This is a genomic window from Clostridium sp. TF06-15AC, assembly GCF_003481165.1.
Lineage (GTDB): Bacteria > Bacillota > Clostridia > Lachnospirales > Lachnospiraceae > Otoolea > Otoolea fessa.
This window is the reverse complement of the sequence record NZ_QUKS01000003.1, coordinates 14225-27380: the sequence shown is the minus strand read 5'-3', so window position 1 is coordinate 27380 and position 13156 is coordinate 14225. Positions and strand designations below refer to the sequence as shown.

Sequence of the window (13156 nt, the reverse complement as noted above, 5' to 3'; positions counted from 1 at the left end):
CGATGGAAATAAAACTGTTTGAAGCGGCTGATAAAAAGAAGTCGTTTACGTTCTCTTCGTTGCCGGAGAAGATAAGCGGCAGTCTTGGGACGAAGTATCAGACCTATGATATTATCTCCCAGGGTGCCGTAAAGGTGCCAAAGGGAACAGAAGTGGCGGAAATCTCATGGGATGCCGTTTTCTTCGGACCGGACAGAAAGAATCTGGCGGTTGTGAAAGCGGAAAGTTACCAGAAACCCGATAAGTGCATTAAGCAGTTGAGGGAATGGCAGGAAAAGGGAACGGTGCTGAATCTGCTTGTAACAGAAACATGGATTAACATGGATGTTACGATTGATTCATTTACACCCGACCCTTTTGGTGCTTATGGAGATGTAAGCTATGGCATTAAATTTTCACAGGCAAAAGACCTGAAAATCTATACAACAAACGAATTGAAAATTGCCGCCTTTGTAAAAAAGACAGTTCCGAGAAATGATAACTCAAATAAAGGCTCTTCCTACACGATTGTCAGTGGCGATACGTTGTGGGGGATTGCTTCACGAAAACTTGGAAGTGGTACAAAGTGGACGAAGATTTACGATGCAAATGCTTCAACGATTGAGGCGGCAGCCAAGAAACATGGCAAAAGCAGTTCAGACCATGGTCATTGGATATGGCCGGGAACAACGCTGTCGATTCCGGCGGCATAGGAGGTGCGAAGATGATAGATTTATCAAAAATCGCATACCGACTTACCGTTATGGATAGTGGCGGAAAGCAGTATAACATAAAAGAATTTGTCACAGGTCTTGGCTGGGAAGAAAACAAAAATGAGGTTTCTGTCCGAACTTCATTTACAGCAAAGAATGATAAGACATCTGCGGGGCGATTATCAGAGTTAATCAAACCCGGATGTCTTATTGGTATTTTTGCGAGTGATGGAGGAAAGCAGGACAGAGAAGTGGCAAGGGGAACGGTGCAGGAATGGAATCCGCAGGAGCAAAGCAGTTCCAATACCCTAAAATGCGTTGCATATGATTCTCTGTATGATTTGCAGAGGAGCCAGGACAACAAATTTTATTCCGCAGGAACCGGTACAAAATCCATTATGACCGGTGCATTTGACGAGTGGGGAATACCCACAAAAGGATATAGCGGACCGAATGTATCTCACGAAAAAATGAAATACAGCAGTTCGTATGTATCTGATATGTTGCTGGATGTTTTGGACGATGCCTACAAAAAGGGCGGAGGAAAATTCATCATCCGGGCGGCGGAGGGGTATGCAGATGTGGTGGAGCGTGGCACGAACACAGATGTTTATGTGTTCCGGGTGGATAACACAAAATCTATCAGCCAGTCAATAAGCACCGCAAGCCTTGTTACCAGGGTAAAGGTGCTGGGGCAGGCAGACGATGATGGTAATTCTCCGGTCGAGGCAACGGTAGATGGGCTTACAAAATACGGAATCCGTCAGAGAATCTACACCAGAGGAAAAGACGAAAGCCTGGATGAGGCAAAGACAGCCGCACAAAAAATCATCGATGAAGATGGTGTGATTGATGAAGAAATCACAGTGCAGGCTCCAGATGTGCCATTCATCCGAAAAGGCGATTTAGTTTACGTTATGATAGGTTCCGCACAGAATTATTATTACGTGGTTGGAATCCGGCACGATTGCGATAATTACAGCATGACAATGGACCTGGAACTTGCTAAGACCGAAACAGCAACACAGACAACAAAGAAAAAGGATTACAATGTCGGAGATATTGTAAATTTTAAGGGCGGTACGCATTATGTATCGTCCTATTCTGGTTCAAGAGGATATAGCGCAAGAGCCGGAAAAGCGAAAATAACAATCAAAAATGGTTCTGGAAAAACTCATCCCTGGCACTTGATACACACTGACAGTGGCAGCAATGTTTACGGATGGGTGGATGATGGAACTTTTGAATAATGGGAGGCGATAACGTGGAAAATTTCGATGCGAATGCCGGTACAAATAAGCTGGCAAATGTTTTAAGTGACAGGATGCGAAGAGAAAATGATACATCGTTATGCCTGGACTTTGGAGAAATCCAGGGAAACGGCAGCCTCATCACAAATACTTTCCCAGTAGCAATTCCGAAAGGTCAATATTCGGTATGCAGACACGTAGGAGGATTATCTTTTACAACAAGCGGCGGAAAGCATGGAGGACATTCAAGCGGCGATGGTTCACATGGTCACACAATTACGCCTCCACAGATAAAGCCTGGGGACAGGGTGCTTGTGGCGTGGGTAATGAATGAAGCCTGCGTCATAGACGTTGTAACAGGTTCGTAGGAGGTAAACGATGGCAAATATTGTAACAGTTGCCGTTCCTGCGTTTATCGAAGAAAGTTCCGAGTATGATACACAATACAAAAGGACAATGAAATGGAATCCCGAAAAAGGGGATTTCGTGAGAAATGCAGCAAACCAGGTTGTGGAGTGTACCGGAGAAGAGGGCTACATGATTTGGTGCATGAAAGTATCTATGACAGAACGATATTCCTGCCTTGCATATTCCAACGATATAGGTGTTGAGATGGAGGACGCACTGGCGCAGGACGATGAAAAGACAGTCGAATCAATGGTGGAGCGAACCATCAGAGATGCACTGCTTGTAAATCCGAGGACTGAATGGGTGCGAGATTTCGAGTTTGAATGGAACGGCGATAGCATGAACTGCTCTTTCAAGGTTAAGGGGAAAGAGTGGGACAAAGTATTTCAAATCAATATTTAGAACGGAGGTGGTAAGATGGCGCAACCAGAATTTCATAGACCGGAGTGCTTCGATGGGAGCACAACCGATGAAATACACGAGCGAATGATGGCGAGCTTGCCGGATGATATAGACGATATGCCTGCCGGATTTCCTTATGATTTCACAAGACCGGCGGCAGAGGAAAAATCAGAGTTTATCAATTATCATCTGATAAGGGCAGTAATGCTTGCGTTTCCGCAGTATGCCTGGGATGATTGGCTCGATTTGCATGGGGCGCAGGTTCATGTGACAAGGCACGCAGAACAGTATGCGACTGGAAACATAACAATTACCGGTGTTGCAGGCAGCGTAATAGCCGCAGGCACCGTTTTTTGCGTACCGGCTGTAGATGATAACCCTGCGATAGAATTTGCCACGAATGAGGACTGCACAATAGCTGATGATGGCACTGTAACAGTAGCCGTAACAGCAGTTGAAAGCGGTATCGGTTCAAACGTGGCAGCGCATACCGTATGTATCATGGCAAAAAGTGACAAGAACATTACCGGCATAGATAATGCAGAGCCGATTTCTGGCGGAACGGTACGGGAAGAGGACGGAGATTATTTCGACAGGATATTTGCTGAATATGATAACAGCAAAACATACCTCGGAAATGACAGCGATTTTGTCCGATGGGCGAAAGAAGCAGGCGCAGGAGATTGCATCGTTGTGGCGGCTTTTGATGGACCCGGAACCGTAAAACTGGTACTGGTAGATGGAAACGGACAGCCGGCAAATGCAAAGTTGATAAATGATGTATATAACTACATTGTTTCTCCGAATGACCGGATGCAGCGATTATTGCCGACAGCGTGCGCAAAACTGTCATGCGTGGCTGCAACCACTGTAAAGATGAATTATACCATTACTGGATTGTTGCTGGATGAATCGGTGGACAAGTCGCGTGTGGAGGAAGATTTCAAAAAGTTGGTGCTTACCGTTTACGGTGTGGCGAAAAACGAGGGGATACTTCGATACAATGATGTGCGCCCGTTGATAACTGCCATTGATGGAGTGGAGGACTTCGACACATTCCTGATAAATGGCAAAATGAGCAATATCAAGTTGGAGAAAGAAGAATATCCGGTTACTGGAACGATTGATTTCAGAAGTTAGGAGGACGGACGATGACAGATGAAGAATTGGAATTATTCCCGACGAGCGAGAGCGCCTTAAAAATGCTGTCCTATGTGACACCCGGATTTTACGATAAATCGTATGTCGGCAAATGGATGTTTCAGGTCATGGGGTTGGAATATGACAAGGCCTTGAAGCTAGCGGAGGAATTACCGGAACAGTTTTTCCCGGAAACAGCGACCTGGGGATTATGCTGGCATGAAATAAAATGGGGATTGCCGGTGCAGGAAAATCTTTCTTACCAGGAGCGCAGACAAGCGATATACGAAAAGAGAGATTATCATTCGCCAATGACACCGTACATTATGGAGCGGTATCTGGAAAATGCAACCGGATTTACGGTACATATAGCAGATTGCCACGATGCAGGACCATTGAAGTATAAGCCGCCTCACCCGAATGTATTTAAGGCTTTTTTCAATGGCGATGGCACGCTGGATTCAAAGAAAGTCCGAAAGCTGATTGATAAATTAAAGGAATCACATACAACATATTTTGTGAATGACTATTCGATGTTCGAAATTGTGTTTTCTGAAAAATTCATGGTCAGCAATATAGGGTTGCTATTCAAAATACCGTTCTGGAAAGCTCGACGGTTTGATGGTTCCGAGTTGTGGGATGGTTCACATCTCATGGATGCGGCTATCGAATATGAAATGCGACTCGGAGTGAAATACAAAGAGGGCGAATTTCGGATTGCAGAAACGTTGGATATTGAGCGAATGACAGCGAGGGCGAAAGTTCCGCTATCAGAAAAAATGCATATTGAGAAGCAGACTGTCAGTGCGAAAGCATTTAACTGGCAGTCTTTGTTTTTTGATGGCTCTGTTCCGATGGATGGAAACTTGCTGATGAATTATTGCAGAGCAGACAATAAGACTACGGCAAATATCAAAATACCGGTGGCATCCATTTCTGAAAGTTATGGAAATGCTACCTGCACAGTGAAAAGGAATCTGGCATATTTTGATGGTTCATTGAAAATGAACGGTTCAAGATTGCTTAATTCATTAAACAGAAAGGAGACTATCTAAGAATGGCACAGAATGTAATTATTACAAAATCAGCCAGAAAGAAAATGGTACAGGCAAGAGCAGGAGCGATTACACTTCCTAAAATTGTCGGCATGGCATTTGGCTCTGGAGGAGTAGACAGCGCAGGAAATGTTATTTCTCCGTCTGAAACACAGACAGCACTGAAAAAGGAACTGCTCCGTAAGCCTATCAGCGGCTATAACTTTATCACAGAAACCACATGCAGATACGAATGCACGCTTGGAGAATCAGAGCTTGCCGGACAGTATATCAGTGAAATTGGGCTGTATGATGCCAACGGCGATATTGTTTGTATCAAGACCTTTACCAGAAAGGGAAAGGATAACGATATTGAAATGACATACACGCTGGATGATGTTTTCTAATCCGGCAGAGAGGAGGAAACCATGAAAGCATACAAACCGAGTTCCGCTACCTACAAAGACAGCATTCCGATAGTGGAAACAACCGACACAAACCATGCGGATAATGTGAACCAGGCACCGAAACAGCTCATTGAGAATGACATCGCATTAAAAGAGCAGATGGACGGATATGGATTTTCAGTTGTCGATGGCACGTTATGCGTAACCTATGAAAGTGAGGAATAAAAGAGATGAGCAAAATTACAGAACCGATGCTGTTGGATAAAACCGGTCAGCAGTTTCTTGGATTGATGGAGAAACAGAACGAATTACTCACAGCGATTGCCAGTGGGTACAATTACAAACCGACTTCCATTGCAGATGTGTTTGCAGTGGTTCAGTCAGGAAATGCAAGCCAGGTTTTTAATTATGGCGACCAGATTATTTTACCATGGACCGACAAAGCAACCGGAAAAACATATGAGTGTCCGCTTGATGTGGTACATTTTGGAGATGTCACACTTGCGGATGGCGAAACTGTACCGGGAATGTTGGTACAGTGGCATTATGCAACGCCTTTTGGCGTGCAGTTCAACCAGTTCCAGGCGTTTAAGTATTGCGAGGAGCAGTTACCGGCAGGAACCTACAATGTCATTATCGGTGATACCTGGGGAAATAACTGCGTAAAGGGTAAAACATACCAGTTCACGCTTACGAAGCCTGTACCAGCGAAAGGACAGCTTGCAGGATTATACAGAGCACCGGATGTCAGCCCGAGCGAATGGAAAGTATATTCATTCGAGAGCAATACGGCAACAGACCCTATCGAAACTGTAGCGATGGTGGAGGGAACAGGCGGAACCGCCCTTGGTACATTATCTTTCAAACCGACATCGCCATTGAATGGATTGCAGAGCACAGCTTACGGATATAACCGTTGGGCGCAGAGTGCTATGCGTCAGTGGCTTAATTCTGAAGAGGCAAACGGTAAGTGGTGGACACCACAGCACAATTTTGACCGTACACCGGACCAGCTCAAAGAAAAGCATGGATTTCTTACCGGATTCGATGAGGAATTTACAAAGAGATTGAAAGCAACGAAAGTATCCACCTGGAAGAACACTCTTACAGACAATGGAGATACGGACGGTATTGAGGTAACTTACGATAAAGTGTTCCTGCCGAGTTTGGAGGCAATGTCAATCAATCCGCAGAAAGCTGGCGAGGACGATGTATGGGAATACTGGAAACGTGCATCCGGTATGGCGGAGAAAATGCAGCAGTACAAGACTTATCCGCAGATTCGTACATTTGCGATTGAGAATCACACTTCGCCGCAGTACGTCCGCCTGCGCTCGGCTGGTCGGGGCGGCTCGAACTATACGTGGTGTGTGAGCTCCGATGGTTACGTCGGCAACTACTACGCGAACTGGGCTAATCGCTGCGCTCCGGCTTGTTGGCTTTGCTAATCGAATAATCGTTTTAATCCCCGGCACCCACGGATGCCGGGATATTTTTTGAAAGGAGGAATCAAGATGGCAGTACCAGAGGGAGAAAGACGACCATGTAAGATGGACGTATTCATGCACGAGTTGGACCTTGTGACATATACGCTCCAGATTACAAGAAATGAGAAAATATTTCTTCCAGAATATAAAGGCTGCGTTACGGACGATATTGTGGAAACCGCAAAGAATATTTACATAGATTCATGGGACGCAAACAATATCAGAGTACAGAAACGTGGCGATAGCAACTGGGAGGAGAGGAGCCGTCTACAGTTAAGAGCCGCAAGAAATTGCAACAGGCTTTTAGCACTCATAGGCATCGCAAAATCCTCGTTTCACCTGAAATCAAAGCGTGTCAAATACTGGGTTGGTAAAGTATTAAAAATCCGGGGAATGATACGAAACTGGAATGAAAGCGATAGTGAACGCTATGCCGTAAAACAACGGAAATAGTGTTTATTATACAGGGATGAGGACTGAAACGCAGAACGTCCGCCTGCGCTCGGCTAATCGGGGCAACTCGAACAATACGTGGTATGTGAACTCCGATGGTAACGTCAACAACAACAACGCGAACTGGGCTAATCGCTGCGCTCCGGATTGTGTGGTATTTAGGACATACGGCTGCCTCACAGAGGTGGTGCTCCGACCAATCTAACACAAGGAGTTCTTATCCTTGCCGAATGGCAAAACACCACTGTAGCGATGCAGTCAGCCCTTGAAAGGACTGGTACTGCTATATACGTTATGGACAATAATTCAAATTACGTGGATAGAGAAGAGATAATCGGTTTCGATGCCTTGTACGATTCAATGATGAAAAGTAAGAAAGGGGTTACCTGGAAAGGTTCGGTTGCTCATTATGTGCTTAACAGCATGGAGGAAACTTACAAATTGAGCGAAGAGCTTGAAAAGGGAACCTATAAAGCAAGGCCGACAACACAATTTAAGATAACATCACCGAAACCCAGGGACATAATAAGTACTTGCTTTCGGGATAGGGTATATCAGCGGAGTTTGAATGATAACGCTCTATACCCGATTATGACAAAACAGCTCATTCGTGATAATTGGGCTTGCCAGAAAGGAAAGGGAACGGACGATGCAAGGGATAGAATGAAAATATTTCTGCAAAGGATGTACCGGAAATATGGCACAGATTTCTATGGTTTACAATGCGACATTCATGGATATTACCCGAATATGAGGCATGACCTTACAAAAGAATTGTTCCGGGATAAACTGGACGATTGGCTGTATGAGCAGACTGCAACTGTTCTTGACGGACAGTACGCAGGGGATGTGGGATATAATCCTGGCAGCCAAATGATACAGATAGCCGGTATTACATTTCTAAGTGAGTACGACCATATGATGAGGGAGCAGACCGAAGCCGAGGATTACGGCAGATATATGGATGATTCAACACTGTTCCATCCATCAAAAGAATATCTGGAAAACCTAAAATTGATAAATGAGAAATACCTTGCAAGCAGGGGAATGGAGTACAACTCGAAGAAAACGAAAGTATTCAGCATTAAAGAGGGCTTTACATTCCTGGGATTCAAGTATCGGTTGACGGATACTGGAAAAGTTATCATGACAGTCAGCTCGGAGAAAGTCAAAGAAAGGCGCAGAAAGCTCCGTAAGCTGGTGAGGAAAGCCAAAAGAGGCGAAATCACAAAGGCGAAAGTAGATGACTGTTATCAAGCATGGAGGAGCCATGCGAGCAAAGGAAATTCCTTTCACCTTATACGCCGCATGGACAAATTTTACAAGAGTTTATGGAATGACCAAGAAACGGAGGTAACTGACAATGAGAATTAAGCAGATGGACGGCAGTATTTATGATAGCCGGGCGAATGAAAACCTGCGTGCAACAGTTGCAGAGCAGGCAGCCACGATTGATTATCTGGCTATGATGGCAGATATTGATATTCCGACAGAAGATAAAAACGAAATGGGAGGCGTAGACGATGAGTGATACACAGAACATGGAACAGGCGCAGGAAGTACAGCACAGTCCTAAATTTGAGGACATCAAAGGTTACCATGACAGCGGTTTCTGGAACGCCGCCATGGTAAAAAATGCTGTCAAGAAAAAGAGAATCACAGCAGAAGAATATACGGAGATTACCGGAAAGGAATACCAGTAAGAGGAGGGAAAAAGCAGGTGCTTTGCAGAAGTCCACCTGGCATAATGCCTTATGAATAAAATATCGATACCGCCCTTGTCAGAATATTACAACTTTGACCGGTTGGAGGATGCGGCAAGGGAATTACATCTGAATACAGAAGAGCAGGAGAATGAAGAAAAATTATTCAACCTGCATAACCATTTGATATGGCATTCGTACCGTCCTTTCGAGGATGCGCTTACGGATGCCATTTTCAGTGTTGTTATTCAGAAAATAATTGAGGATTACAACCTTACTCCGCAGGACGCACCGGCTGACTACCGGGATTTGTTGGAGTGAGAGAAAGGAAGTATAGGACAATGGATTTATTTTCATTAGCCATCGCCATAGGGATTCCATCGGCAATCACAGGTTTTTGCTTTTGGTGCTTGGAACACCACATGGAGAAGCGAGAGGAGCGGGACAAGGAGGAACGCAAGAAAAGGCAGAAAGAGCAGGACGAGAGGGAACAGGCGAGAGAAAAGGGCGAGCTGTGCATCATCAACTGCATAAATGCCTCGCTTGCGCTCGGAGAAGCCACAGCAAAAGCGGTACAGCGTATCCCTGATGCGAAATGCAATGGAGATATGCACGCCGCCCTGGATTATGCTCAGAAAGTGAAGCATGAACAGAAAGATTTCCTGAACTCCCAGGCTTTACATCAACTTTACTGATTGGAGGTTGCGGAGTGAGGAAAAGAAGAGTTACTAAAAATAAAAGTAAAGCCGCCATTCTTTGGATGTGGGAGCATACCAAAATGATTGTGAACTGCCTGTCGGTATTGTATGTGCTGAACTGGCTGTATTCCCTGGTCGTGATTGTGGTTGCGATAAAGGAAACCGGGCAATTCAGCTACCTAGATACTCTTATAAGCGAAACGAATGAAACGTTCCGAATTGTGGTGGGGGCGAACATAGTCAAAGCAGGTGTTGAAAACATATTCAAATACAACGATTTTGGCGGCAAGGGTTCCCGGTATATGGGGACCAGTAACAGTGAAAATGAAAACATAGAAAATGTGGAGGACAACAGAGGATGAATGACATTATTTTTGAAGCATTAAAGTTACTGATTATGGTTTGCGTGGCTGTGATTGCCAGATACGTTATTCCTTGGCTTAAAAGCAGAATCGAGCAGGATAAGATGGCAGCCATCGAAAAGATGGTTACACAGGCCGTACTATACGCGCAGCAGGTACTCACATCAAAGAGTGGAGCCGAGAAAAAAGCTATTGTTACTGACCTGCTAAAAGAAATGCTGACAGCAAAGAATATTTCCATTACTGATGAACAGCTTAACATTTTGATTGAAGCGGCTGTCAAGCAGATGAAGATGGAGGAAAACGCAGGAATCGTAATCGAAGCAGTAGACGAACAGACAACAAAAACTGAATAAAAGACAGGAGATGATACCATGTCGCTCAAAGGAAATAGCAATGAAGAGCGCATCTGGAATTTTCTGATAAGCAAGGGGCTTAATCCATTTGGTGTTGCAGGTTTGATGGGAAATCTGGACCGAGAAAGTGGGTTGAGCCCTATTAACTTGCAGAATACCTACGAGAAAATACTGGGATTTACGGATGATACCTACACAACATCCGTAGACAATGGCGATTATCAGAATTTCGTACATGACAAAGCAGGATACGGCATTGCGCAGTGGACGTATTGGAGCAGAAAACAAAACCTGCAGAAGTATGCGCAGGAAAAGGGAGCCTCCATCGGTGACCTGGAAATGCAACTCGAATTTCTTATACAGGAATTGAGCAGCAGCTATAAATCTGTGCTGAACGTGCTGAAAACAGCAACGAGCGTTTCCCAGGCATCAAATGCCGTACTGCTTAATTTTGAAAAACCGGCAAACCAGGGAAGTTCCGTACAAAAAGAAAGAGCCGAATGCGGACAGAAATTTTATGACAAATATGCGTCTGGAAAAGGAGGAACATCTATCATGGGAAAGACGATTACAACAGGATGGCTTTCAGCCGTTATCAATGGAATTAAAATCAAATCTGATTTGAGATGCAACCTGGATAATTACAGCAGCAGGTCAAGCAGAGATGCTTCATACGTGACTATGCATTACACAGGAAATAATAAGGACACAGCAAGGGCGAATGCAAACTATTTCGGTGGAGCCGGAAGAAATGCATCCGCCCATTTGTTTGTGGATGATACGGAAATCTACCAGAGTGTACCGTTAAATTCTGTAGCATGGCATTGTGGAGCGCAGACATATAAACACGCATATTGCAGAAATGCAAACAGTATCGGTATTGAGATGTGCTGTACCGCCGGAAATTATAAGATTTCCGAAAAGACTAAACAGAACGCCGCATATCTGTGCGCGTATATCTGTAAAATGCTTGGCATCAGTGCAGGCGAAGTTGACAAGTATGTACTCCGTCACTGGGATGTTACAGGAAAGAATTGCCCGGCACAGATGGCAGGAAGTAACAATGCTGAATGGGTAGCATTCAAAAATATGGTAAAATCCATCCTTAATGGTGGAGGAACCGGCAACAGCACTTCCGGTGGAACGCAGACAAAGCAGATGTACAGAGTGCGTAAAACCTGGGCTGATGCAGCGAGTCAGAAAGGTGCATTTACGAGCCTGGAAAACGCAAAAAAATGTGCTGACGAAAATAAGGGTTATAGCGTATTTGATTCCAACGGAAACAAGGTATATCCGGCATCGGCAAATACCGGAACGTCATGCAACTATGTGGTAAAAATCACAGTTGATGGATTGAGATACAGGGACAATCCTGGAACCAGTGGAACAAAGGTACTGGGATATTTGAAAAAGAATTACAAATATACAGTAGTGGAAGAACGCACTGTAAATGGCGTAAAATGGGGCAAGCTGAAATCTGGCGCAGGATGGTTTTCGTTACAGTCAGAATATTCTGTACGCTGTTAATGCTTGACAAATAAGGAGAACGGACCTCTCTATCACACAAAATGTGGTGGAGGGGTTCTTTTTTTATACTCGAAAATATTATGCATATATGGTAGACTGTAGAAAAAGCCAGGAGGTCTAAGAGGAATGAGAAAAAGACATTTTTTATTATTGGCGTTTGCCATAACTGGTCTTGCCCTGAACGGATGTTCGGGGGGGGGTACAACGGATGTTGATACCTCGCAGACCGAGAGCGTAGCGGAAAGCGAAAGTAGCGAAGTAGAGCCGACATCGACGGTAGAAATGCCGGACGGATTCACAAAAATAACGCAAGAACAGGCTGAATCATGCCCGGATGGGGATGGAGCGGTCAAAGCTCTGGAAACGGCTTTACAGTCGATTGGAGTAAAGAAAGTTTCTGATTGCTATTGGGGGAATTACAAGACAGCCGGAAGTGTTGTCGATATGGAGGCTTACCTTATCACAGATGCACAAAACCTTATCGTCAGATGCCAGTACCTGAATAATAACTGGACGGTTGTTTATATCACTGACAGCGAGAATGGACATTTGTATTATCCTACAACCGGTAAGGATGCGTATAACTACACAACAGGGGAATTGATAAAGCAGGAAGAAACAACAGAGCCTGCGGCGGTAGAGGACACGCAGGAGGAATCCAAAGAGCCTGAAACGCAGGAAGTACCACACCGGGATGGAATGTACGGAATCAGTGACAAGAGCTGTCACGATATAGATGCAACCTTTTCCAGGGATAAAGTGCGGAATGATGTTACTGGAAAGTGGAGAGTGTCTGCCATTTCTGCGGATGTGCAGATGGTGGAATACGCAAAAGATTACTACCAATGGAAATTTACGAACGATGATGAGATTCACTGCATTGTGAATTTTTATAATAATACAACAACGAAGATACAGTATCTTAGCGGAAACCTGTTCGTTACGGTCCATGAGTATGTAAAGGGAGAGGAGCACGATGCTAACCTGATGTTCAGTGGAACAGTCCTCCAGGATTTTATAGTTTATCTTGATAATGGAGATATTGAGCAGATACAATAACAGAGTTATCCCCATAGTTATTCACATTATCCACAAAATATTGAGTTGATAAAATAATCGTTTGGTAACCGACCGATACCGAACGGTTATTTTTTTATGCGTTCGGAAAATTTCGGTTTATTTTTTGAGTTTGTACCAGGTTCAAACCTGGACTTCAAAATTTGTACCACCAGTACAG

Annotated in this window: 19 protein-coding genes; all 19 read left to right on the top strand. The window is 44.4% G+C overall.

Annotated elements, in window-relative coordinates; all coding sequences use genetic code 11:
• Window positions 1–2 precede the first annotated feature (2 nt).
• A complete protein-coding gene (locus DXC57_RS07515; RefSeq protein WP_118651886.1) occupies window positions 3–692 on the top strand; it encodes a LysM peptidoglycan-binding domain-containing protein in 690 nt (229 codons plus the stop codon).
• Between the two features lie 11 nt (window positions 693–703).
• Window positions 704–1942, top strand: coding sequence for a hypothetical protein (locus DXC57_RS07510; RefSeq protein ID WP_118651884.1), 1239 nt, complete (start codon window positions 704–706; stop codon window positions 1940–1942).
• Between the two features lie 14 nt (window positions 1943–1956).
• On the top strand, window positions 1957–2310 hold the full coding sequence (locus tag DXC57_RS07505) for a hypothetical protein (RefSeq protein WP_243101372.1): 354 nt from the start codon (window positions 1957–1959) through the stop codon (window positions 2308–2310).
• 10 nt (window positions 2311–2320) lie between these two features.
• Window positions 2321–2752, top strand: coding sequence for a DUF2634 domain-containing protein (locus tag DXC57_RS07500; protein WP_118651880.1), 432 nt, complete (start codon window positions 2321–2323; stop codon window positions 2750–2752).
• Between the two features lie 15 nt (window positions 2753–2767).
• Window positions 2768–3892 (top strand): baseplate J/gp47 family protein, encoded by a 1125-nt coding sequence (locus DXC57_RS07495; protein WP_118651878.1) that lies wholly within the window; start codon window positions 2768–2770, stop codon window positions 3890–3892.
• Window positions 3893–3903: 11 nt separating this feature from the next.
• Window positions 3904–4947: a putative phage tail protein gene (locus tag DXC57_RS07490; protein ID WP_118651876.1), complete on the top strand. Its 1044-nt coding sequence runs from the start codon at window positions 3904–3906 to the stop codon at window positions 4945–4947.
• A 2-nt stretch (window positions 4948–4949) separates the two neighbouring features.
• Window positions 4950–5333: a phage tail protein gene (locus tag DXC57_RS07485; RefSeq protein WP_118651874.1), complete on the top strand. Its 384-nt coding sequence runs from the start codon at window positions 4950–4952 to the stop codon at window positions 5331–5333.
• Window positions 5334–5354: 21 nt separating this feature from the next.
• A complete protein-coding gene (locus tag DXC57_RS07480; RefSeq protein WP_118651872.1) occupies window positions 5355–5558 on the top strand; it encodes a hypothetical protein in 204 nt (67 codons plus the stop codon).
• Between the two features lie 5 nt (window positions 5559–5563).
• On the top strand, window positions 5564–6781 hold the full coding sequence (locus DXC57_RS07475; protein WP_118651870.1) for a DUF6273 domain-containing protein: 1218 nt from the start codon (window positions 5564–5566) through the stop codon (window positions 6779–6781).
• Between the two features lie 66 nt (window positions 6782–6847).
• Window positions 6848–7273, top strand: coding sequence for a hypothetical protein (locus tag DXC57_RS07470; protein ID WP_118651868.1), 426 nt, complete (start codon window positions 6848–6850; stop codon window positions 7271–7273).
• Between the two features lie 252 nt (window positions 7274–7525).
• Window positions 7526–8647, top strand: a complete 1122-nt coding sequence (locus DXC57_RS07465; RefSeq protein ID WP_118651866.1) for an RNA-directed DNA polymerase — start codon at window positions 7526–7528, stop codon at window positions 8645–8647.
• On the top strand, window positions 8637–8804 hold the full coding sequence (locus DXC57_RS15480) for a hypothetical protein (protein WP_182436806.1): 168 nt from the start codon (window positions 8637–8639) through the stop codon (window positions 8802–8804). Before DXC57_RS07465 ends, DXC57_RS15480 begins: the two co-directional genes overlap by 11 nt.
• Entirely contained in the window at window positions 8797–8976 is a 180-nt protein-coding gene (locus tag DXC57_RS07460; protein WP_243101367.1) for an XkdX family protein, read from the top strand. Before DXC57_RS15480 ends, DXC57_RS07460 begins: the two co-directional genes overlap by 8 nt.
• 51 nt (window positions 8977–9027) lie before the next feature.
• Complete coding sequence (locus DXC57_RS07455) at window positions 9028–9297, top strand: hypothetical protein (RefSeq protein ID WP_118651864.1); 270 nt, start codon at window positions 9028–9030, stop codon at window positions 9295–9297.
• A 20-nt stretch (window positions 9298–9317) separates the two neighbouring features.
• Window positions 9318–9671, top strand: coding sequence for a serine/threonine protein kinase (locus tag DXC57_RS07450; protein ID WP_118651862.1), 354 nt, complete (start codon window positions 9318–9320; stop codon window positions 9669–9671).
• A 14-nt stretch (window positions 9672–9685) separates the two neighbouring features.
• Complete coding sequence (locus DXC57_RS07445) at window positions 9686–10036, top strand: hypothetical protein (protein WP_118651861.1); 351 nt, start codon at window positions 9686–9688, stop codon at window positions 10034–10036.
• Window positions 10033–10392, top strand: coding sequence for a phage holin (locus tag DXC57_RS07440; RefSeq protein WP_118651860.1), 360 nt, complete (start codon window positions 10033–10035; stop codon window positions 10390–10392). Before DXC57_RS07445 ends, DXC57_RS07440 begins: the two co-directional genes overlap by 4 nt.
• 18 nt (window positions 10393–10410) lie before the next feature.
• Window positions 10411–11919, top strand: coding sequence for a phage tail tip lysozyme (locus DXC57_RS07435; RefSeq protein WP_118651859.1), 1509 nt, complete (start codon window positions 10411–10413; stop codon window positions 11917–11919).
• Between the two features lie 126 nt (window positions 11920–12045).
• On the top strand, window positions 12046–12978 hold the full coding sequence (locus DXC57_RS07430) for a hypothetical protein (protein WP_118651857.1): 933 nt from the start codon (window positions 12046–12048) through the stop codon (window positions 12976–12978).
• Window positions 12979–13156 lie beyond the last annotated feature (178 nt).

Excerpts from the sequence above, each read along its gene's own strand:
- DXC57_RS07480 (WP_118651872.1), top strand. The coding sequence starts at position 5,355 with ATGAAAGCATACAAACCGAGTTCCGCTACCTACAAAGACAGCATTCCG.
- DXC57_RS07495 (WP_118651878.1), top strand. The coding sequence starts at position 2,768 with ATGGCGCAACCAGAATTTCATAGACCGGAGTGCTTCGATGGGAGCACA.
- DXC57_RS07515 (WP_118651886.1), top strand. The coding sequence starts at position 3 with ATGGAAATAAAACTGTTTGAAGCGGCTGATAAAAAGAAGTCGTTTACG.
- DXC57_RS07440 (WP_118651860.1), top strand. The coding sequence starts at position 10,033 with ATGAATGACATTATTTTTGAAGCATTAAAGTTACTGATTATGGTTTGC.
- DXC57_RS07490 (WP_118651876.1), top strand. The coding sequence starts at position 3,904 with ATGACAGATGAAGAATTGGAATTATTCCCGACGAGCGAGAGCGCCTTA.
- DXC57_RS15480 (WP_182436806.1), top strand. The coding sequence starts at position 8,637 with ATGAGAATTAAGCAGATGGACGGCAGTATTTATGATAGCCGGGCGAAT.
- DXC57_RS07435 (WP_118651859.1), top strand. The coding sequence starts at position 10,411 with ATGTCGCTCAAAGGAAATAGCAATGAAGAGCGCATCTGGAATTTTCTG.
- DXC57_RS07465 (WP_118651866.1), top strand. The coding sequence starts at position 7,526 with ATGCAGTCAGCCCTTGAAAGGACTGGTACTGCTATATACGTTATGGAC.
- DXC57_RS07455 (WP_118651864.1), top strand. The coding sequence starts at position 9,028 with ATGAATAAAATATCGATACCGCCCTTGTCAGAATATTACAACTTTGAC.
- DXC57_RS07510 (WP_118651884.1), top strand. The coding sequence starts at position 704 with ATGATAGATTTATCAAAAATCGCATACCGACTTACCGTTATGGATAGT.
- DXC57_RS07500 (WP_118651880.1), top strand. The coding sequence starts at position 2,321 with ATGGCAAATATTGTAACAGTTGCCGTTCCTGCGTTTATCGAAGAAAGT.
- DXC57_RS07430 (WP_118651857.1), top strand. The coding sequence starts at position 12,046 with ATGAGAAAAAGACATTTTTTATTATTGGCGTTTGCCATAACTGGTCTT.
- DXC57_RS07470 (WP_118651868.1), top strand. The coding sequence starts at position 6,848 with ATGGCAGTACCAGAGGGAGAAAGACGACCATGTAAGATGGACGTATTC.
- DXC57_RS07475 (WP_118651870.1), top strand. The coding sequence starts at position 5,564 with ATGAGCAAAATTACAGAACCGATGCTGTTGGATAAAACCGGTCAGCAG.
- DXC57_RS07485 (WP_118651874.1), top strand. The coding sequence starts at position 4,950 with ATGGCACAGAATGTAATTATTACAAAATCAGCCAGAAAGAAAATGGTA.
- DXC57_RS07460 (WP_243101367.1), top strand. The coding sequence starts at position 8,797 with ATGAGTGATACACAGAACATGGAACAGGCGCAGGAAGTACAGCACAGT.
- DXC57_RS07450 (WP_118651862.1), top strand. The coding sequence starts at position 9,318 with ATGGATTTATTTTCATTAGCCATCGCCATAGGGATTCCATCGGCAATC.